Genomic DNA, 20,698 nt, shown 5'->3' with positions numbered 1-20,698 from the left:
GCCCCACCTGGTGAGCAAGCAGCGTACGGGATCACGAACTACCCAACGTGGGTCTTGGCGACTTCGGCGAATCGGGTGATAGCAGCTCGCCGGGCCCCGGTTCACCGGCAGCCGACCTGGTGCGCCTGCCGAGCACGCCGTCGCGGGACGGCGGGAGTGTCGCCGGTCAGGGGGCCTGGGTGCCGGCTGCGGGCGGGGTGGGCGCGTCGTCGGCGTCGGCGGGCTCGTCGGCCTTGGCGCGGACGTCCTTCGGGGTGGGCGCCACGATGTTCCGTTCCTCAGCGGACCGCTCCCGTACGGTGCCGTCGCCGTCCCGCGGGGCGTCGTGCTCCGCGGGGGTGGTGCCCGTGTCGTGCGTGCTCATGGCGTAGCCCTTCTCATCAGGTCGGTCGGCAGATTCGGTGCGCTCTGGAGGCGGCCTCGCGGGCCCGGTGGTTGCTTCTTGCTCGAACCGGCTGGCACGGCCTCTCCTCCTCGGGTTGCCCCGGCGTCTACCCCGAACGTCGATCGCGACGCGTTCGCACGGCCTCGGAGATCCGGTTGGCGGGCCCTGCCGTTCCTGGCGCCGCTCCGGCCACGACGCCACGACGGGATCCGGACGCGTGCAGGACCGGCGCTAAGGAGCCGTCCGGCGGGCGGCCGTACGCCGCAGCACGATCTGGGGCAGAACAAGCCAGGTGGTGGTGAACCAGAGGAGGACGGCTGCGCTGAGGGCCCACGCGGCGACCGGGTTGCCGGTGGCGGTGCGCAGCAGGAGCAGCAGGGCGGCGGCGATGGTCAGGGCCAGGGTGACGAGGCCGGTGGCGATGAAGTGGCCGGCGACGTGGATGAGTTCGGGTTTCATGCTGTGACGGTCTCGCTCCAGAGCCGGTCGCCCGTTCCTGAGGCGTCTCGTCCCTCACCGCGGTGTCGTCTCCCTGTGCGCGGGTGCGCGATGCAGACAGGTCGGCGGGCCGATGCCGACACTTCGGGCGGCCGGGTCAGGGGCGGTCTTCGTGGTGGCCGCAGAGCCAGGCCAGCGCTTGGTAGGCGCCCAGGGCGTACGCGGCGTTCGCGCCTTCGTCCGCGCCGTCGCCCCCACCCGAGGCCGAGACCAAGGCCGAGGTGTCGCGCAGACGGACGGCGGCGGCCTGGCACTCGGCCAGGAGCTGCGCCCGGCACGGCCCGGTGGCGCCGAGCGCGGCGGCAGCGGTGAGGGGCGCCGCGACCTGGGCGCCGGCGGCCCATCGGTAGGCCCCCAGGATCCCGTGGTCGAAACCGGTCCACGGCTGCGGGCGGCCGTTGGCCGCCTCGATCGCGTCGAACACCTCGTCCAGCAGGCGCACCCCTACCGCCGGGATCGTCGTCTCGTCACTGGTCATGCCCGCAACCTACGTCGCCCGGACGCGGCCCGCCCCCGGGCACCCGGTCCGCCCCGGGGCCGGCCGGACGGACGCTGGGCAATCGGGTGAACCCCACGACGGCCGCCGCGGTGGCGCCGACGGGTCCGGATCCGGCTCGGAGCGCGGTGCGCAGCGCCGGGAACAGGGTGGCCTCGGCCCAGGTGGGGAAGGCCGGCCGGCTGTCGCCGCCGACCGGGATGAGGGGGCCTCGCCGACGCTCGGCGCGCAGCGCTGTTCGGTCATCATCGTGTATCCGATCTGCGCCCGAACGCGGCAGGCGCCCGCACCACCGCTGTTCGTGACGGCCCGTGCTCAAGGGTGGCTGCGAATTTCTCAGTCGCCCGTCGCGGGCAAGGCTATGCGGCACACCTGACCGGCTTCCAGCTCGACGACGACGGCCAGCACCGGGCGCAGCCAGCGCACCATCGACCGCGCGCCCGGATGCGGCTTTCGAAGCCGCCCGGCGACGGGCGACCCGAGCTCGGCCCGCTCCTGCCCGGACAACTCGCGCGTCACCAACCGCCGACCGTCGACGAGCACCACCAGCAACCGCCCCGGCTCGCCGGGCTCGTCCGGTTCGCCGACGGCCCCGACCACCCAGCCCCTCACCGCAGCCCGCCCGGACACCGTTCCAGCGCGGGCGGCACGATCATCGACGGACTCCTTCCGTGCACGAGGTGTGATCACCCGAGCATGGCAGCAGGCCCCGACGGGCGCGATCCATGCCGTCGTCGGGCAGCACCGGAACCAGGAACGGGCACCGGGGAGGGCACGGGAACCGGGCAAGGGTGCTCGCCTCGAAAGGCCCACCTCCGGATGTGGGTCCGCCGGCGATGGCCGAGGCTCGGTGCATGGCATCGATCATCGTGCTCTTCGAGCTGGAGCCCGACGGGGCCATCGGTGCGGAAGGTGTGGAAGGCACGGACGGTGCGGAAGGCACGGACAGTGCGGAAGGCACCGAACCCGCCGTGATCGCGGTGCACGCCGCCGGGGCCGATCCCGACGTGCCCGAGGACCCGCAGCCGTACACGCTGTGCGGGCTGGAGACCGGCCCGATGGAACACACGCACTACCGGCCGGTCCGGCCCGGTGAGCCCTGGTACCCGCCCACGCTCGCCGACCAGCGGTGCCAGGAGTGCGAGCGCGCCCTGCGCACGCAGTGACCGCCGCGCTGGGGAGAGGCGGGCGACCCCGCCCGGAGCCTGCAACTGCACGTCAGCGCGCCCCGGCACGTACGGCGTCACGGCCCGCGCGGGTTTCACCCCGTCGCGGTACCTGGGGTGATCGCCCGCCGGCGCCACGTCTCCACCGATCACGGGCGTCGTGCTGGGGCGGGGCACACCTTCAGGCTCTCTGCCGTCGCGTTCTCTGCCGTCGCGCACGCGGCCGGTCGGAGCCCGTCCTCCGGGGGTGGCCCGGGCTGGTCCGGATGCCACCGAGCGGGTGCGGCGGACCGGCCCAGCAGCGACGTTGAGAAGATGGACATCGTCGTCGTACTTGAGCTAGACATGCCGACCAACGTGCGGCTCCTCGGCCCCGACCACACCCCGGCGGACCCGGAGAGCCCGGTGCGCCGCGTACACGTCGCCCCCGCGGAAGCCTCGGGCACCTGCGGCCTCCGCACCCTGTGCGGCCTGGACACCGACGGAATGACCCTCGCCCCGCACCGCTACGCCCACCAACCTCCACCGCACTGGCTCACCTGCAGCACGTGCCAGGCCGCCAGGCAGGACCCCGCACCCGACGCCACCGAAACGGCTGCCCAGGAGCACCGCGAGGACGACGCCCACCCGGCGGAAACCGCCGCACACTGAGCACCGCACCCACCGCACCCACCGCGTCGAGCGCGCGGGCGGCGGCCGACGGCCGGTCGCCTCCTCAGCGCGAGCCGACGCTTCGGACCGAACGCGCAGTGGGCCCGGTCCGGGCGGCCCGGCAGTCCGGCAGTCCGGCAGTCCGGCAGTCCGGCAGTCCGGCAGTCCGGCAGTCCGGCAGTCCGGCAGGCTGCTCATCGGCCGCTCCCCCGGCCCTCGACGCACGCGTTACATTGAGGCGCAAGGGGCGGCAGATCCCGAACGGGGTGGCTGATGCACTCGATCACCGACTGGCTGGACGGCCTGTCCGGCCCGGTCGTGTACGCAGTCGTCGCCGCCCTCGTCTTCGCCGAGGACGCCCTCTTCTTCAGCTTCCTCATCCCCGGCGAGAGCGCCGCCGTCCTCGGCGGTTTCCTCGCGCACCAGGGCAGGGTGTCCATCGGCTGGCTGGTCCTCGCCGTGGTCGGCGCGGCCGTCCTGGGGGACTCCGTCGCCTACGAGATCGGCCGCCGCATCGGCCCGGCGGTCCTCGACACGCGCATGCTGCGACGCCATGAGGAGCAGGTCGACAAGGCCCGTGACCTGATCCGCCGGCGGGGGCCGGCCGCCGTCTTCTTCGGCCGTTTCGTCGCCTTCTTCCGCCCCGTGGTGCCGACGCTGGCCGGCGTCTCCCGCATGCCGTACCGCCGTTTCCTCCTCTTCAACGCCCTCGGCGGCCTCGCCTGGGGCGTCGGGTTCACCCTCCTCGGCTACTTCGCGGGGGCCGCCTACACCAAGGTCGAGGGCACGGTCGGCGGCGTCGTCGCCGCCCTGCTCGCCGCGGCGGTCGTCATCGCCCTCATCGTCTGGCGCGTACGCCACCGCAGGTCCGCAGCCAGTGCGCAGTCGCGCCGTACGCGGTCCCGCCGTACGCAGTCCCGCGAGGGCCAGGACGAGAAGCACTGACGGCCGGACCGCCCTGCCGACCGCACCGCGCGCGCCGGGGCCCGCGAACGGCCAAGGCGGCGCGCCCGGCGACGGGCCGGGGCCCGCACCCCGGCCCCGGCCCGTCGCGGTCGACAGGGTGCCGTCAGTGCTGGTTCTCGGCCTGGAACATCCAGCTGTGCTTCTCCAGCTCGGCCGTGAGTCCGATCAGGAGGTCCTGACTGACGGGATCCGCCGGACCGGTCTCGTCGATGCGCACCCGCATCCGTTCGATCACGGCGGCGAAGGCCTTCACCAGGTTCTGGACGGCCGTCACGTCGGCCGTCCAGCCCTCGGGGAAGTCGGGCAGGTTGCTGGTGGCGGCGATCGTGGCGGCCCGTCCGTCCGGGCTGACCCCGATCGCGGCGGCGCGCTCGGCCACCTGGTCGGCGTAGTCGCGCGCGGTGGCGACCACGTCGTCGAGCTGGAGGTGGACGGAGCGGAACCGGGGCCCGTAGAGGTTCCAGTGCGTCTGCTTCGCCACCAGGGACAGGTCCAGCAGATCGACCAGGGTGCCTTGCAGGGCCTCCCCGGTCGTCTTGCGTTCGCTGTCCGGCAGCGGGCTGCTGATGACGATACCCATCGCTGAGTTCCTTCCGGGTCGGGGGAGCCGTCGGCCGGCCCCCGCGGTGCTGGCGGGCCCTCCACCCGGCGGTTCGGCCTCGACGGGCCGTTTCCCGACCCCCGGAGGACGGTGCTCCGAGGCGCCGGGGCGTCCGGGACGAGGACGAACGACCGGCCGGGCAGCGGGACCACGCGGCGGCTGCCCCTTCTCGCCGGACGGAAACCACCCGCCTCGCGCCGGGAACCGCGCCGGAACGGGCCACACCGGCCCTGGCCGCGCCGGAACGGTCCGTGCACGAGCGAACACACCGCGCACGCGGGGTTGCCGCATCAGGGCCATGAATCGGCCCGGGGCGGGTAGCCGAGCGCTGCCGCCGCCGGCGCTCGGTGCCGCTGCGGACAACCCGGCGCCACAGCCAGAAACGGAGTCCGTCGCATGACCGTCGTCACCTCCTGGTCCACCGCCGTCACGCTGCCCGAAGGCCCGTTCCCCGACGTGACCGTCGAGGCGCAACTGCGCTTCGACACCTCGCTGCCGTACGCGGTGTGCCTGGTCTTCCCGCCCCTCGGGGGCGGCGGGGAGGCGCAGTGGGTCTTCTCGCGTGACCTGCTGGACGAGGGCCGCCACGCCCCCGCCGGCCACGGGGACGTGACGGTCGCGCCCGGGCGGGCGGGCCGGGTCCTGGTCACCCTGTGCGCCGAAAACGGCCGGGCCGTGATCAGCATTCCCGTGGACGCCGTGACGGCCTTCCTCCTCGACTCCTTCGCCCTGGTGCCGGCCGGCACCGAATCCGACCACCTCGACATCGACGCCGTCCTCGACCGGATGCGGTCCTGACCCGCCACGGTCGACGGCGACGACCGCTCGGCGAAGGGCCGGGCATGCCCGAGCGGGGAACCGACCCATTCCGCTGCGGGCAGGATGGTTTGCCCGGCCCGCAGAGCGGTACACGCGGATCATGGGCGCGGCCGGAGAAGCGACGGCTCCACCACCCCCGGACGGTTCCGGCACCACCATCGAGCGGCCGGACCGCCCCTCCTGACAACCGTCCCAGTCACCACACGGGAGGACCTCGTGATCGTCCTCGGCGTCATCCTGCTCATCGTCGGTTTCGTCACCGGGATCTCGATCCTGTGGACCATCGGCATCATCCTGGCCGTCATCGGCCTCGTCCTGTGGATCGCGGGCTCCGTCGGGCACGCCGTCGGCGGGCGTCGTCACTACTACTGATCCACTCGTCCTATTTCTGCACCACCCGCCCCAACCCCTGATCCGCCCGTTCACCGGCTCGTGCGGCTGTCGGCCCCGGCACCACGTGGGTGCCGACGCTGACAGCCGCACGGCGCCGCCCGCCGCCCGCCGCCCTCAGCGGCGGAGGTGGCTCGCCCTCAACGACGGTGGCGGCCGGCCGTCAGCGACGGTGGCGGCCGGCCCTCAGCGGCGGTGCCGCCCGGCGCTGCGGCCGGGCGCCGGGACCACGCCCGGGGCGGGGAGGAACAGCCGGGCGACCTCGCGGCCCAGGTTCACGCCGATCGCCACCGCCATCGCCGTGGCCGTGGCGCGCCCGACGCCGACGAGCCCGATCTCGGGCTCGCCCCGGACGAAGGCGAGCAGCCCGAAGTACAGCAACGAGCCGGGCAGCAGCGGCCCCAGGGCCGCGGTGACGTACGGCAGCGAGGAGCTTCCCCGGTAGCGGGCCATGAGCTGGCCGGACAGGCCCACCAGCCCGGCGGCGAGGCCGGTGGCCATGATGGGCTCGCCGCCGGCGTTGACCAGCACGCCGTACGTCGTCCAGCCGACCCCGCTGTTGAGCAGGACGGCCGGCAGCGTGCCCGGCTCGGTGTTGAGCAGCACCGCGAAGGTCAGGGTGAGCAGGAGCGCCGCCACCAGTTGGAGCGGCGGGTTCGACGCGGCGACCGGGACGGGTCGGGCCGCCAGGTCGGCGCCGTTGTTGACGCCGATGTAGAGCACGGTCATCACCCCGACCACCACGCCGGCCATCATGTACAGCGTTTCCATCAGGCGTGCGGCCGCGGTGAGGTAGAAACCCGCGAGGCCGTCCTGCGCCGCCGCCACCATGGGCCATCCGGGCAGGAGCGTGTACAGCCCTCCGGTGATCACCACCGATCCGCCCAGGTTCAGCCCGTTGAAGGACAGCAGGATGCCGATCGCCGCCGCCGGGGTCGCGGCCGTCGCGATCCGGTAGAACTCCGGGAGGTCGTGGCGTCCGACCAGCGCCGAGAGCCGGTCGCCGGCCAGTGCCGCGGCGACGGCGCTGACGAACACCAGCCAGGCCCGGGCGTCGGCCCGGCCGCCGACCAGCAGCGTCGCGGCGCCGGCCAGCAGGCCGGAGGACAGGACCAGGAGCCACGCGGGGTAGTGGCGGCAGTGCCGGCGCACGGCCCTCAGCCGGTGGTGGGCGTCGTCGACGACGAGTCCGCCGGTCGTGATCTCGGTGACCAGCCGGAAGAGCACGGCCAGCCGCGCGTAGTCCCCGGCCGGGTGGCGCACGGACCGCTCGACCGTCACGGGCGGCTCCGAGGGGCCCGGCTGGTACGAGATCGCCACCCGGGTGAAGGTGACCTGGGGGTCGCAGGGCTGGGCCCGGTAGGCCTGCGCGACGGCGAGCATGGCGGCCTCGACGTCCTCGGCGGCCTCGCCGCAGGCCAGCATCAGCTCGCCCACCAGCAGTGCGAGGTCCAGGACGGCGGCCACCGCGGCCGGCCCCGGGTCGTTCGCGCCGGGTTCGCCGGTCACCAGCGGGCGGTCGGTGGTCGGGGTACGCAGCAGCGGCAGCATCAGGTCCGGCCAGGCCGCCGTGCCGTCGGCATCGGCGGGTCCGCTCTCCGCCCTGGGCGGCGCCGGCCGGCCGGGCGCCCGGCCCTCCCCCTGAACTCGACCTTCCCCGGAGGCGGGGGCGGGGCCTTCCCCGGGGGCGGGGGCGGCCCCGGGGGCCTCCTCCGGACTCGCCTGGGGCGGGACTCTTCCGGTCCGGCTCGCCGGCCCGTCCGCCTCGGCCCGCACGCCGAACTGCTCGTGTTCCGGCATCGTCGCTCCCTGCCGCACCCCCCACCTGATGACCTTTCGCACCCACTCGACTACCCGCAGCCATCATTTCGTGAACGTCCCGACCGGAGCGCGGGGGTCCGTTCACGCCCGCCGTCCGTGGGTCGGCCCGCTGCCTCCAGACCAGGGCTCGGGGAGAATCCGCAGGTCAGCGGGCCGACGCCGGAACCTGGGAGGGCGGAGGAGCACCGAGCCGCGGCCGTCCGAGTGAAGCCCGTAGTGGTGGGCGAGCCCCGTCCGGCCGTCCCGCCGCCACGGGATATGGCTATCGGGACACACGATCGGAGCGGACGGGAGGAACGGCGTGCGGCTGTCGAGGTGGAGGGCGCGGGCCGGGCGGCGGGCGGAGCGGGCCGCCCGGAGCACGGCGGTCGCGCTGGACCGGCGGCTGCCGCTGTTCGACGGGGCCAAGGGCCTGCTCCGGAAGGTCTTTCCCGACCACTGGTCCTTCCTGCTCGGCGAGTTGGCGCTCTACACCTTCGTGCTGCTGCTGTTGACCGGCGTCTTCCTGACGTTGTTCTTCACACCGTCCATGACCGAGATCGTGTACGCCGGAACGTACCCACCGCTTCGCGGGGTGCGGATGTCCCAGGCGTACGCCTCGACGCTGTCGATCAGTTTCGACGTGCGCGGCGGCCTGCTGATCCGCCAGATCCACCACTGGGCGGCACTGGTGTTCACCGCCGCGATCTGCGCGCACCTGCTGCGCATCTTCCTCACCGGCGCGTTCCGCCGCCCCAGGGAGGTCAACTGGCTGGTGGGACTGACGCTGTTCCAACTCGCCCTGCTGGAGGGTTTCGCCGGCTACTCGCTGCCCGACGACCTGCTCTCCGGCACCGGCCTGCGCACGGCCCAGGGCTTCATCCTGTCGGTCCCGCTGGTCGGCACCTACTTGAGCTTCTTCCTCTTCGGCGGGGAGCTTCCCGGGCACGACATCGTCCCCCGGTTGTACAGCGCGCACATCCTGCTGCTGCCGGGTCTCCTGCTCGGCCTGATCACCGCGCACCTGATCCTGGTCTTCCACCTCAAGCACACCCAGTGGGCCGGGCCCGGACGCACCAACCGCAACGTCGTCGGGAAGCCCCTCTTCCCGCACTTCAGCGTCCAGACGGCGGGCCTGATGGCGATGGTCTTCGGGGTGCTGGCGCTGGCCGCCGCCATCGCCCAGGTCAACCCGATCTGGCTGTACGGGCCCTACCGCCCCGACCAGGACTCCACCGACGCGCAGCCGGACTGGTACATGGGGTTCATCGAGGGCGCGCTGCGGCTGATGCCCGGGGCCGAGACGCGGCTGTGGGGCCACACCGTCGCCTGGAACCCGCTGATTCCGGCCGTGCTGTTCCCGCTGCTGTTCTTCGCCGCCCTGTACGGCTATCCGTTCTTCGAGCGCTGGATCACCCCGGGGAGCGGCGAGCAGCACCTGTGCGACCGCCCCCGCAACCGGCAGACCCGGACGGCGCTGGCTGTCGCCGGGACGTGCTTCTACGTCGTGCTGCTGGTCGCCGGCGGCCAGGACGTCGTCGCCCGGGCACTGGACGTGCCGGTGGAGGGCCTGAACTGGTTCCTGCGGGTGGGCCTGTTCGTCGGGCCGGCGGTGGCCTTCTGGATCACCCGGCGCCTGTGCCTGGCCTTGCAGGAGCGGGACCTGGAGCGGGTGACGGAGGGAGACGAGACCGGATTCGTGCACGAGGCCGTCGAGGGTGCCTTCCACGGCGAGCACCGGCCGCTTCCCGCCGGCCTGCGCTACACGCTGGCCCTGCGCGACGCCCCGCTTCCCCTGCCGGCGCCGGGCGAGGGCGCCTCGCGGCGCGCACGGCTGCGGGCCGCCCTGAGCTCCTGGTACTACCGGGACAACATGGCGGCGGCGGTGGACGAGCCGCAGCCGGAGCCGCTCGCGCCCGCCGACGCGGGACGCGCCGAGCGGTGAGCGGTCAGCGGTCAGCGGTGAGCGGTGAGCGGTCAGCGGTCAGCGGTGAGCGGTGAGCGGTCAGCGCTGACAACCGACTGCCGACTGCCGACCGCCGACCGCCGACCGGCTGGACTCACTGCCCGCGCTGGGCGTGCTGGAAGACGAAGCCCAGGACGCCGGCGCCCGTCACACCCGCCCCGATGAGGAAGAGCCACAAGGCGTACACCAGCCCCAGCCCGGTGACCGCGACGCCCGCGGCGGTGAGCAGCGGGTAGTAGCTGCGCGGTGCGAAGAACTCCAGCGGCCCGACGCCGGTGACGATCTCGGCGTCGGTGCGGTCCTGCGGCCGGCGACCGCGGCGGGAGTACTGGGTCCGGAAGAAGAACGCGATCAGCGTGGACATCATGAAGGCCACGACCAGCGCCGCCTTGCCGGCCGGCTCCCGGGCGAACCAGCCGTAGATCGAAGCGGCGACGGCGAAGAACAGCGCGACGCCCGCGAACAGGTAGGACTCGGTCTTCACCGCGCGTTCTCCTCGCCTTCGAGCGCCATGCGCGAATACTCCGGGTGGTGCAGGTCGAAGGCCGGGCCTTCGGAGCGGATGCGGGGCAGGGCGTGGAAGTTGTGGCGCGGCGGCGGGCAGGAGGTCGCCCATTCCAGGGAGCGCCCGTAGCCCCACGGGTCGTCCTCGGTGACCGGGACTCCGTACCTGGCGGTGCGCCACACGTTGTACAGGAAGGGCAGGGTCGACGCGCCCAGCAGGAACGCACCGATCGAGGAGACGGTGTTCAGGGTGGTGAAGCCGTCCGAGGGCAGGTAGTCGGCGTAGCGGCGCGGCATGCCCTGGGCGCCGAGCCAGTGCTGCACGAGGAAGGTGATCTGGAACGCGGGCAGCAGCATCCAGAAGTGGATCCTTCCGAGGCGTTCGTCCAGCAGCCTGCCGGTGATCTTGGGCCACCAGAAGTAGAAGCCGGCGAACATCGCGAACACGACCGTCCCGAAGAGGACGTAGTGCAGGTGGGCGACCACGAAGTAGCTGTCGGTGACGTGGAAGTCGATCGGAGGCGCGGCCAGCAGGACGCCGGTCAGCCCGCCGAGGAGGAAGGTCACCAGGAAGCCGAGGGCGAACAGCATGGGCGTCTCGAAGGAGAGCGAGCCGTTCCACAGGGTGCCGATCCAGTTGAAGAACTTCACCCCGGTCGGCACCGCGATGAGCAGCGAGGCCAGGGAGAAGAACGGCAGCAGCACCTGGCCGGTGGCGAACATGTGGTGGGCCCACACAACCGCGGACAGCGCGGTGATCGCGATCGTGGCACCGATCAGTCCGTAGTAGCCGAAGACCGGTTTGCGGCTGAACACCGGGATGACCTCGGAGATGATGCCGAAGAACGGCAGCGCCACGATGTACACCTCGGGGTGGCCGAAGAACCAGAACAGGTGCTGCCACAGCATCGCCCCGCCGTTGGCCGGGTCGAAGACGTGGGCGCCCAGCTTGCGGTCCGCCTCCAGCGCGAACAGCGCCGCGGTCAGCGGGGTGAAGGCGAGCAGCGCGAGGATCGAGGTGAACAGCACGTTCCAGGTGAAGACCGGCATCCGGAACAGCGTCATGCCCGGTGCCCGCAGGCAGACGATGGTGGTGATGAAGTTGACGGCTCCCAGGATCGTGCTCAGACCCGCCACGATCAGCCCGACGGCCCACAGGTCGGCGCCCGTTCCCGGGCTGTGGAGCGGCCCGTTCAGCGGGGCGTAGGCGAACCAGCCGAACGACGCGGCGCCGTCGGTAGTCAGGAAGCCCCCGACCACCATCAGGCCGCCGAACAGGTACACCCAGTACGTGAACGCGTTCAGCCGGGGGAACGCCACGTCCGGGGAACCGATCTGCAGCGGCATCACGGCGTTCGCGAAACCGGCGAACGTCGGTGTGGCGAACAGCAGCATCATGATCGTCCCGTGGATGGTGAACAACTGGTTGTACTGCTCGTTGCTCACCACCTGCAGTCCCGGCCGCATGAGCTCCGCGCGCATGAGCATCGCCAGCAGCCCGGCGAACAGGAAGAACCCGAACGCCGTCGTCAGGTACAGGTTGCCGATGGCCTTGTGGTCGGTCGTGCTCAACCACCGCAGCACCGCCGAGCCTTGACGCCGACGGGCCACGCCGGGCGCCGGGCGGGCGGCGGCCCGCCGCCGGGTCTGCGCCATCCGCTTCCTCCTCCTGCCGGGGCCGCCCGTACCCGCAGGAGAAAGACGCGGAGACGCTCGCCGGGACACATGCTGTCGCCATGCAATCACCCACCGTCGCAAGGGCCCCTGAACCGGAGTCGGCGTGGCGGCCCCGGCCGGGCGCGGATGACGAAGTCGGCGCACTGGTGCGATCCGGCGAGGCGCCGCCACGGGTCAGCCGCAGGTCAGCCGCGAGTCGGCCGCGGGTCAGCTACGGATCAGCCGCGCGGCGTCGAACTCGGCCCAGATCGTCTTCCCGTGGCTGTGCGGTTCGGCGCCCCACCGGTCGGCGGTCCGCTCCACGATGAACAGGCCGTGGCCGCCGGGCAGGGCCGGGTCGTGCGGGCGACGCGGGGTGGGCAGGGTCGGGCTGCGGTCGCTGACCTCGGCCCGCAGGCGGGTCCCGGTGACGTCCAGGACCAGTTCCAACGGGCCGTCGCCGTGGAGCATGGCGTTGGCGACGAGTTCCGCCACCAGCAGGACGACGTCCGCGAGGGTGCCTTCGCCGGCGCCGGGCCCGGCGGCGGACGCGTACCAGTCGTCGAGGGCACGGGCGGTGAAGGTCCTGGCGTGGGCGACCGGTTTGGGGATGCCGGACAGGGTCAGCCGCCTGCGCTGGCCGCCGACGGGCAGCGCCGGGCCCGGCTGGTGCGGGTCGCCGTCCAGGGTTCCCCGGCTCATCGTCATGTGAGGACACCCTTTCGGATCGACGGCGGTCTCGCACGGTCGGTTTCCCGGCAGTTCTCGGATTATGCCCCGTGGCGGCGTCGAACCGGGGCCGGAGCGGGCGGCCGGCCGGCCTCGGACCGAGGCCCTGGCGGCCCGAGTCGGGGCGGTCAGGCCGCCAGGGCCTCGTCGACCGAGTCGTGGATGGAGAACACCGCCTGCGCGCCGGTCAGTTCGAGGACCCGCATGACGGTGGGCGCCACGGCGGCCAAGTGCAGGTCCAGCCCCTCCTCCGCCGCCGCGAGGCGGGTCTTGAGCAGGAGGTTCAGGCCGGAGGAGTCGCAGAAGCCCACCCCGGCGAGGTCGATCACCACCGCGCCGCGGCGCTGCGCGATCACGCTGGTGAGCAGGTTGGCGGCCGAGGCGAGCGTCTCGATGTCGAGGTCGCCCACGAGGGCGCACACCACCGCACCGGAGGCCGTGGCACGGGTCTCGACCACCAGTTCCGCGGGGCGCGGGGACGCTGCCGGCGCGGCGGCCGCCCGAACGTCGTCGAATGGCATCATCGTCGTCTCCTCCATGTCCATGCCTTCCGACCATACGGAGGTTGTGCCGGACTGCCAAACACGGGGGTGTGCACCCGGCTTGGTCCTGCCCGGGGCTCGTGCGGCGACGCGTCCTCAGCCGTCCTCCAGCCCGTCGCGCAGGTGCCGCAGGGTGCGGCTGAGCAGCCGGGAGACGTGCATCTGGGACAGCCCGAGGCGGGCGCCGATCTGCGACTGCGTCATGTCCTCGCAGAAGCGCATGGACAGGATGAGCCGTTGCCGCTCCGGCAGGTCGGCGATGAGCGGCTTGAGCGCCACCAGGTCGTCGACGAGGGCGAGGTCCCGGTCGTCCTCGCCGAGCCGGTCGCCCAGCGGGCCGGGGGCGTCGTCGTCGTTGCTGCCGCCGAGGTCCAGGGAGCCGGCGGTGTGCGCGTTCGCGGCGGTCAGCCCTTCGACGACCTCCTCGGGGGAGAGCGCGAGGTGCTCGGCGAGTTCGGCGACCGTGGGGGCCCGGTCCAGGTCCTGCGACAGGCGTTCCTGCGCCTTGGCCAGGAGGATGCGCAGCTCCTGGAGGCGGCGTGGCACGTGGACGGCCCACGTGGTGTCGCGGAAGTGGCGCCGGATCTCGCCGAGGACGGTCGGTATGGCGAAGGTGGTGAACTCGACGCCGAGGTCGGGGTCGAAGCGGTCGATGGCCTTGATCAGGCCGACCGCGCCGACCTGGAGCAGGTCCTCCTGCGGCTCGCGGTGCGAGTTGAAGCGGCGGACCGCGAACCTCACCAGGGACAGGTTCGTCTCGACCAGGGTGGCGCGGACGTACGAGTACTCCTTCGTCCCCTCCTCCAGCGTGCGGAGCCGGCGCAGCAGCACCTTGTTGAGCTCGCGCGCGTCGGCCGGCGCGATCTCCCGCAGGTCACCGGCGTCGGCGAGCTCCGGCGGGAGCAGGTCCCGAAGCCCTCCGGCGTCGGCGAGTTCCGGCGAAGGCAGGTCCCGGGGCTCTCCGGCAGGAGCGGCCGTGCGGGACGGACCTCCCGTCGACGGGTGGGCGGAGGCGGGCAGTTCCCCAGTGGTCGTGGCCATCGGACTCCCTCTCTCGTGCTCTCTCGTGTCGGCGCGGTCTGCCCCCCGGTACCCCGTGCCGGCGGATCGATGCAGCCGCCCCCCATGGAGGTTTCGTGAAGCCCGCAACGGCTCCGAGGTGGGCGGCGGCCTGTCCGGGGCGCGGACGCGCGTCCGGGCGGCGGTCGGGCGGCACGGCCGGGGGGCAACCGTTGTCCGGCGGTGTGCGGGCTGGGGTAGCCTCCGAGGGCGGTACAACACCTGGAACGACGGCCAGGTCCCCCGGCCCGTCCTTCGGGGTGCCCACGACCGGATTCGGGCCAGTCGGCCCGGCGTTCCACGGAGGCGACGTTCGATGGCTGGCCCGACCCCGTCCCGCGACTCACAGCACCGCCCGGACGAGGGGGCGGGCGCCGCGCAGGTGGGCGAGCCGGAACTGCGGCTGCTGCTGGCCGGGTTGACGGCGGTGCGCGACGGCGATTTCAGCACCAAGCTGCCGGGCGACGCGGACGGGCTGCTGGGCGAGATCGCCACGGTGTTCAACGGCATGGTCGACCAACTGTCGCGGTTCACCTCGGAGGTGACCAGGGTCGCCCGGGAGGTCGGCACCGAGGGCCGGCTCGGCGGCCAGGCCCAGGTGCCCGGGGTGTCGGGCACCTGGGAGGACCTGACCGACTCGGTCAACGCGATGGCGGGCAATCTCACCACCCAGGTGCGGGACATCGCCCAGGTCGCCACCGCGGTGGCCAAGGGGGACCTGTCGCAGAAGATCACCGTCGATGCCCGGGGCGAGATCCTGGAGCTGAAGAACACCGTCAACACGATGGTCGACCAGTTGTCCTCGTTCGCCGGCGAGGTGACCCGGGTGGCGCGGGAGGTCGGCACCGAGGGCATCCTGGGCGGCCAGGCCGACGTGAAGGGCGTCTCGGGGACGTGGCGCGACCTCACGGACTCGGTGAACTTCATGGCCGGCAACCTCACCGGCCAGGTCCGCGCGATCGCCCAGGTGGCCACGGCGGTCGCACGCGGGGACCTGTCGCAGAAGATCACCGTCACCGCGCGCGGCGAGATCCTGGAACTGAAGGAGACCATCAACACGATGGTCGACCAGCTGTCCTCCTTCGCCGACGAGGTGACCAGGGTCGCCCGGGAGGTCGGCACCGAGGGCCGGCTCGGCGGCCAGGCCGAGGTGGAGGGCGTCTCCGGCACCTGGAAGCGCCTCACCGAGAACGTCAACGAGCTGGCCGGCAACCTCACCCGGCAGGTCCGCGCCATCGCCGAGGTCACCAGCGCCGTCGCCGCCGGCGACCTCACCCGCTCGATCAGCGTGGACGCCTCCGGCGAGGTCGCCGACCTCAAGGACAACATCAACGCCATGGTCGGGTCGCTGCGCGAGACCACCCGCGCCAACGAGGAGCAGGACTGGCTCAAGACCAACCTCGCCAGCTTCTCGGCCCTGATGCAGGGCCGGCGCGACCTCGGGGTCGTCGCCGAGTCCGTCATGGACGAACTCGCCCCCCTCGTCGGCGCGCAGTGCGGCGTCTTCTACCTCGCCGAGGACAGCCCCGTCGGGACGGTGCTCCAGCTGGTCGGCTCCTACGCCTTCCCCGACGGCGAGCGCCCCACCCGCTTCCGCCTCGGCGAGTCGTTCGTCGGCCAGGCCGCGCGCAGCCGGCGCGCCATCACCGTCGACGCCCTGCCGCCGGACTACCTGGCCGCCTCCTCCGGCCTCGGCCGCACCGGGGCGCTGTCCCTGGTGGTGCTGCCCATCGTGGTCGAGGACCAGGTCCTCGGCGTCATCGAACTGGCCTCCGTCCAGCCGTTCACCCAGGTCCACCTGGACTTCCTCGACCAGCTCATGGAGACCATCGGCGTCAACGTCAACACCATCATCGCCAACGCCCGCACCGACGAGCTGCTCGACGAGTCCCAGCGGCTCACCGCCGAACTCCAGGTCCGCTCACAGGAGTTGCAGGCACGCCGGGACGAGTTGCAGGCCTCCAACGCCGAGCTGGAGGAGAAGGCCGACCTGCTGGCGGCACAGAACCGCGACATCGAGACCAAGAACCTGGAGATCGAACAGGCCCGCCAGGAACTGGAGGAGCGCGCCCACCAGCTGTCCCTCGCCTCGAAGTACAAGTCGGAGTTCCTGGCCAACATGAGCCACGAACTGCGCACGCCGCTCAACAGCCTGCTCATCCTCGCCCAGCTGCTCGCCCAGAACCCCACCCGCAACCTGACCGCCAAGCAGGTCGAGTACGCCGGGATCATCCACTCCGCTGGCTCCGACCTGCTCCAGTTGATCAACGACATCCTCGACCTGTCCAAGGTCGAGGCCGGAAAGATGGACCTCAACATCGAGGCGGTGCCGCTGCGCGCGCTGCTCGACTACGTCGAAGCCACCTTCCGCCCGCTGACCAGCCAGAAGAACCTCGCCTTCACGGTGCGGACGGTCCAGCAGATCCCCGCCGAACTCCTCACCGACGACTACCGGTTGCGCCAGGTGCTGCGCAATCTGCTGTCCAACGCCGTCAAGTTCACCGAGCAGGGCCGGGTCGAACTTCGCATCGAGCCCGCCGACGAGACCGACCTGCCCGACGCCGTCCGGCGCGGCGGCCCGGTGCTCGCCTTCCACGTGAGCGACACCGGAGTCGGCATCGCCCCCCAGCACGTGGAGAGCGTCTTCGGCGCCTTCCAGCAGGCCGACGGCACCACCAGCCGCAAGTACGGCGGCACCGGCCTCGGGCTGTCCATCAGCCGCGAGATCGCCTACCTGCTCGGCGGCGCGATCACGGTGGAGAGCACCCTGGGCCGGGGCAGCACCTTCACCCTCTACGTCCCCGCGACCCGCCCCGACCTGGCCGAGACCGGCGCCGACGGGGCCCGCAAGGCGCTAAGCGCCGGGGGCACCGGCCCGTCCGAGGCGCCGGAGCGGGCCCCCTCGCCTCCCGCCGCCGGCCGGCCGCGGCGCCTGCTCGTGGTCGAAGGCCGCCCCAACGGCCTGCTGTCCCTGGTGGCGGAGAACGCCGTCGCCGACCTCGCCCGCTCCGCCGGCGCGCAGCGCCGCGTCGAGATAGTCACCACGGTCGGCGCCCCGGAGGCCGCCACTGCGCTCGCCACCGCCCCGTACCACTGCGTCGTCCTGGAGCTCGACCTGCCGGACAGCGCGGCGGCCACGCTCCTGGCGGAGATGGAACGCGACCCGGCCCTGCACACCGTCCCGGTGCTGGCCCACAACAGCCGGGGCGTCACCACCGGCGACGAGCACGCCGTCCGCCGGGAGGGGGAACGGCCGCTGGAGCTCATCTCCAGCCTCGACGAGCTGCGCGAACGCATCGCCCTCCACATGAGCGCCGACGGGCCCGGGCGCGTCCTGCCCCCGGCACGCCGCGCGGACGGGAACCCCGCCCGGGGCCGCGGAGCCGACCCGGTGCTCTCCGGTCGCACCGCGCTGGTGGTCGACGACGACGACCGCAACCTCTTCGCGATCACCAGCATCCTGGAGCTGCGCGGCATGCGGGTCCTCCAGGCCGAAAACGGGCTCGCCGCGCTCGAAGCCCTCCGCACGCACCCCGGGATCGACGTGATCCTGATGGACGTGATGATGCCCGAGATGGACGGCTACACCGCCACCGCGGCGATCCGCGCCATGCCCGAGCACGAGGGGCTGCCGATCATCGCGGTCACCGCCAAGGCGATGATCGGCGACCGGGAGAAGAGCCTGGCCTCGGGAGCCAGCGACTACATCACCAAGCCGGTGGACGCCGACGAGGTGATCGGCAGGATCAGGGACCACCTCACCCGGTAGTCGCCCTGCCCCATGCCCCGCGTCCCCTCGCACCCACCCCGACAGTCCAGAGCTCAGGAGCCGACAGCCGTGCACCATCCGCAGGAGCCGCGCGCCACGGACCGTCCCGCAGCGGCCTCACCGACCGGTCCGGCCGCCGACACGCCGAGGGTCGGGGCGCAGCGGCGCGCTGCGGAGGCGCAGGCAGCGGCCCGGGCGCGCGCCGAAGGCGAGTCCGCGGCGGTCGACCGGCTCGCCACCACGGTGGAGCGGCTCAGGCTGGAACTGGAACGGGCCCAGGCCCAGGCGGCGGGCCGCGCCGTCGTCGAGATGGGCGTCGGCGTGCTGGTGGAACGCCTGCGGTGCGGGCCCACCGAGGCCGCCGGGCAGCTGGACAGCCTCGCGGAGCAGGCCGGGGTGACGGTCCTGGCGCTCGCCGCCGACCTGGTCAACCAGGCCGCGGCGGACGAGATCTCCGCCCTCGCCCGCGAGTTCGTCGCCGACGCCTCGGTTCCCCCCACCGAAGCGGTGGCCGTGCGGCTGCGCAGTGCCGAGGCGGACGTGCTCGCGAGCGGTGACGCCGCGGCGGCGGCGCGTTCCATGCTGGAGCACGCGCTGCGACCGCTCGGCGCGGCCGCCGTCGCCATCTGGGCCGCCCACCCGGACCTCTCCCTGTCACTGGCGGGCAGCGCCGGTTTCCCCGAGGAGGAGGCACGCCGCTGGCGCCACGTCCCGCCGGGCGTGCCGACCCCGGCCCGCCGTGCCCTGGACGAGCGCGCGGCGGTCGGCTACCCGACGCTCGCCGGCGCCTCGCTGCCCTCGATCGGCCAGCACGAGATCCACGGCGGCCGGCTCGCCGTCCCGGCCGGCGTCGGCGGGCGGCTCATCGGCGTCCTGGAGATCTGCTGGCCCGACACGCTGCCCGAGCGCTCCCAGCCGCTCCAACGCCAGTTCGAGGCGCTCGCCGAGCTGGCCGCCACCACGCTGGAGTCCTGGAGCGGGCAGGAACCCGCCGCCTGCGACCCGGCCGACGCGCAGTTCGGCGAACTGCGGCAGCTCACGGACGGCCTGCTCGACCCGTGCATGATCCTGCGGGCGGCGCCGGACAGCGACGAGTTCCCGCCCCGGTTCGTGATCCGCCACCTCAACCCGGCCTTCGTCGACTTCGCCGGCCGGCCCACCGGCGTACTCACCGGCACCCGCCTGCTGGAGGCGTACCCGCTGGCGGCCGAACCGGGCGGCCTGGCCGACAAGGTCGAACACGTCTTCGCCACCGGGGAACCCTTCCGCGCCCAGGACATGCGCCTCGCCGCCCTGGTCGACGGAGTACCGCTGACCACCCGGGCACAGGTGGGCATCAGCCGGCACGGCAGCCACCTCGCGGTCGTCTGGCGCCTCGACGACGGCACCCCGCGCGTCGCCCGCCTGCTGCAGCACGCCCAGCGGCTCGGCCGGATCGGCGGTTTCGAGGAGAACCTGCGGACCCGGCAGATCGCCTGGAACGAGACGGTGTTCGAACTGCACGGGCTGCCGCCCACCGCCGCGCCCCTGGCCCTCGACCAGCTCCCCGACCACGCCCACCCGGACGACCGCCACGCCATCGACCGGTTCCTGCGCACCCTCCTGCACCACCAGCGCCCGGCCTCCACCGCCTTCCGCCTCCAGCGGCCGGACGGCGTCACCCGCCACATCCGCGTCGTCGCGGAGCCCGTCCGCGATCCCGGCAGCGGGCTCGACAGCGACCCCGGCAACGACCCCGGCAGCGGGCTCGGCACCGTCCGCGGCGCCTACCAGGACATCTCCGCCCAGCACTGGACGGAGGTCGCACTCGCCGCCACCCGCGACCAGCTCGCGCAGAGCGAGCAGCAGGCGGCCGAGCGCAGCCGCCTCGCCCTCCAGCTCCAGCACGCCATCATGCCGCCCACCCGGGGCCCGCTGGACCTGCACGATCTGAGCGTCGCCGTGCGCTACCGCCCGGCGGAGAAGGACCACCTGGTCGGCGGGGACTGGTACGACACCCTCGCCCTGCCCTCGGGAGACGTCCTGCTGTGCGTGGGCGACGTCTCCGGACACGGCATCGAGGCCGCCACCGGCATGGTCGCGCTGCGCAACGCCCTGCGCGGCCTGGCCGCCACCGGCGCCGGGCCGGCCCAGCTGCTGAGCTGGCTCAACAGCGTCACCCACCACCTGACCGACAACGTCACGGCCACCGCGGTGTGCGGCCTCTACGAACCCGCGACCCGCCGGTTGCGGTGGGCCCGCGCCGGGCACCCGCCGCCGGTCCTGCTGCGTGGCGGGCGGGCGGACATCCTGCCCCAGCTGGGCGGCATCCTCCTCGGCGCGATCGGCCACGCCGACTACGAGCAGGGCGAGCTCGTCCTGGAGGCCGACGACACGCTGGTGATGTACACCGACGGACTCATCGAGCGCCGCGACGAATCCCTCCAGGCGTCGCTGACCAGCCTGACGGCCCTCGCCGAGGAGTCCCGCACCGGGTCAGCCACCGGCTCGGACACCGGGTCAACCACCGGCTCGGCCACCGGCTCGGCCAACCTCGAAGAGCTCCTGGACCACCTGCTGCGCTACAGCAACGCCGACACCGACGACGACACCTGCCTGGTCGGAGTGATGGTGCGGTAGCGGTCGGACGGGCAGGGCAGGCGCATGTCCGCGGCGAACCGGGGCAGCCGAGCCGCCACGGGGGGGCGGAACCGGCGGGTGT

Annotated in this window: 19 protein-coding genes; 8 read left to right on the top strand and 11 right to left on the bottom strand. The window is 73.1% G+C overall.

The annotated features are described in order from the left end of the window. Positions 1-166: 166 nt before the first annotated feature. The 4 genes from ACFWPT_RS02710 to ACFWPT_RS02695 form a co-directional block, all read right to left on the bottom strand. Positions 167-364: a hypothetical protein gene (locus ACFWPT_RS02710; RefSeq protein WP_380478958.1), complete on the bottom strand. Its 198-nt coding sequence runs from the start codon at positions 362-364 to the stop codon at positions 167-169. Positions 365-616: 252 nt separating this feature from the next. Beyond that, positions 617-844, bottom strand: coding sequence for a DUF6328 family protein (locus ACFWPT_RS02705; protein WP_380425651.1), 228 nt, complete (start codon positions 842-844; stop codon positions 617-619). Between the two features lie 136 nt (positions 845-980). Next, entirely contained in the window at positions 981-1,361 is a 381-nt protein-coding gene (locus tag ACFWPT_RS02700; RefSeq protein ID WP_380478956.1) for a hypothetical protein, read from the bottom strand. A gap of 354 nt (positions 1,362-1,715) precedes the next feature. After that, complete coding sequence (locus ACFWPT_RS02695; protein WP_380478954.1) at positions 1,716-1,979, bottom strand: hypothetical protein; 264 nt, start codon at positions 1,977-1,979, stop codon at positions 1,716-1,718. Between the two features lie 254 nt (positions 1,980-2,233). On the opposite strand from ACFWPT_RS02695, the gene ACFWPT_RS02690 reads away from it, so the two are divergent. The 3 genes from ACFWPT_RS02690 (at position 2,234) to ACFWPT_RS02680 (ending at position 4,141) form a co-directional block, all read left to right on the top strand. After that, complete coding sequence (locus ACFWPT_RS02690; RefSeq protein ID WP_380478952.1) at positions 2,234-2,545, top strand: hypothetical protein; 312 nt, start codon at positions 2,234-2,236, stop codon at positions 2,543-2,545. A gap of 315 nt (positions 2,546-2,860) precedes the next feature. After that, on the top strand, positions 2,861-3,196 hold the full coding sequence (locus ACFWPT_RS02685; protein ID WP_380373982.1) for a hypothetical protein: 336 nt from the start codon (positions 2,861-2,863) through the stop codon (positions 3,194-3,196). A 273-nt stretch (positions 3,197-3,469) separates the two neighbouring features. Beyond that, positions 3,470-4,141 (top strand): DedA family protein, encoded by a 672-nt coding sequence (locus ACFWPT_RS02680; RefSeq protein WP_380478950.1) that lies wholly within the window; start codon positions 3,470-3,472, stop codon positions 4,139-4,141. 124 nt (positions 4,142-4,265) lie between these two features. Here the strand turns inward: ACFWPT_RS02680 and ACFWPT_RS02675 are convergent, their stop codons facing one another. After that, the gene (locus ACFWPT_RS02675; RefSeq protein WP_363584375.1) at positions 4,266-4,742 is read right to left on the bottom strand and encodes a DNA starvation/stationary phase protection protein; all 477 of its coding nucleotides are present in this window, start codon (positions 4,740-4,742) and stop codon (positions 4,266-4,268) included. Between the two features lie 417 nt (positions 4,743-5,159). On the opposite strand from ACFWPT_RS02675, the gene ACFWPT_RS02670 reads away from it, so the two are divergent. Next, complete coding sequence (locus ACFWPT_RS02670) at positions 5,160-5,561, top strand: SsgA family sporulation/cell division regulator (RefSeq protein ID WP_380373977.1); 402 nt, start codon at positions 5,160-5,162, stop codon at positions 5,559-5,561. Positions 5,562-5,798: 237 nt separating this feature from the next. Then, entirely contained in the window at positions 5,799-5,954 is a 156-nt protein-coding gene (locus ACFWPT_RS02665) for a DUF6131 family protein (protein ID WP_363584371.1), read from the top strand. 204 nt (positions 5,955-6,158) lie between these two features. On the opposite strand, the gene ACFWPT_RS02660 is transcribed toward ACFWPT_RS02665, so the two are convergent. Further along, a complete protein-coding gene (locus ACFWPT_RS02660) occupies positions 6,159-7,772 on the bottom strand; it encodes a threonine/serine exporter family protein (RefSeq protein ID WP_380478947.1) in 1,614 nt (537 codons plus the stop codon). 322 nt (positions 7,773-8,094) lie between these two features. On the opposite strand from ACFWPT_RS02660, the gene ACFWPT_RS02655 reads away from it, so the two are divergent. Next, positions 8,095-9,717: a cytochrome bc complex cytochrome b subunit gene (locus tag ACFWPT_RS02655; RefSeq protein ID WP_380370812.1), complete on the top strand. Its 1,623-nt coding sequence runs from the start codon at positions 8,095-8,097 to the stop codon at positions 9,715-9,717. Between the two features lie 115 nt (positions 9,718-9,832). Here the strand turns inward: ACFWPT_RS02655 and ACFWPT_RS02650 are convergent, their stop codons facing one another. The 5 genes from ACFWPT_RS02650 to ACFWPT_RS02630 form a co-directional block, all read right to left on the bottom strand. After that, positions 9,833-10,222 carry a cytochrome c oxidase subunit 4 gene (locus ACFWPT_RS02650; protein ID WP_380338451.1) on the bottom strand — a complete coding sequence of 130 codons (390 nt, stop codon included), beginning with the start codon at positions 10,220-10,222 and terminating at the stop codon, positions 9,833-9,835. Then, a complete protein-coding gene (gene ctaD / locus ACFWPT_RS02645; RefSeq protein WP_380370815.1) occupies positions 10,219-11,898 on the bottom strand; it encodes a cytochrome c oxidase subunit I in 1,680 nt (559 codons plus the stop codon). Before ctaD ends, ACFWPT_RS02650 begins: the two co-directional genes overlap by 4 nt. 228 nt (positions 11,899-12,126) lie before the next feature. Beyond that, entirely contained in the window at positions 12,127-12,606 is a 480-nt protein-coding gene (locus ACFWPT_RS02640; protein ID WP_380478945.1) for an ATP-binding protein, read from the bottom strand. Between the two features lie 149 nt (positions 12,607-12,755). Further along, positions 12,756-13,172 carry an STAS domain-containing protein gene (locus tag ACFWPT_RS02635; RefSeq protein WP_079136550.1) on the bottom strand — a complete coding sequence of 139 codons (417 nt, stop codon included), beginning with the start codon at positions 13,170-13,172 and terminating at the stop codon, positions 12,756-12,758. 93 nt (positions 13,173-13,265) lie between these two features. Beyond that, entirely contained in the window at positions 13,266-14,210 is a 945-nt protein-coding gene (locus tag ACFWPT_RS02630; protein WP_380478942.1) for an RNA polymerase sigma factor SigF, read from the bottom strand. A gap of 334 nt (positions 14,211-14,544) precedes the next feature. Here ACFWPT_RS02630 and ACFWPT_RS02625 point away from each other — a divergent pair, with 334 nt between their 5' ends. Continuing rightward, entirely contained in the window at positions 14,545-17,997 is a 3,453-nt protein-coding gene (locus ACFWPT_RS02625) for a HAMP domain-containing protein (RefSeq protein ID WP_380478940.1), read from the top strand. 12 nt (positions 17,998-18,009) lie between these two features. After that, on the top strand, positions 18,010-20,616 hold the full coding sequence (locus ACFWPT_RS02620; protein WP_380478939.1) for a SpoIIE family protein phosphatase: 2,607 nt from the start codon (positions 18,010-18,012) through the stop codon (positions 20,614-20,616). The last annotated feature ends 82 nt before the right edge of the window (positions 20,617-20,698 follow it).

Origin of the sequence: Kitasatospora sp. NPDC058478, assembly GCF_042720345.1 — a bacterium.
In the GTDB taxonomy this organism is placed as follows: Bacteria; Actinomycetota; Actinomycetes; order Streptomycetales; family Streptomycetaceae; genus Kitasatospora.
Note: the sequence above shows the minus strand (reverse complement) of the source record. Positions and strands in the feature narration are given on the sequence as shown.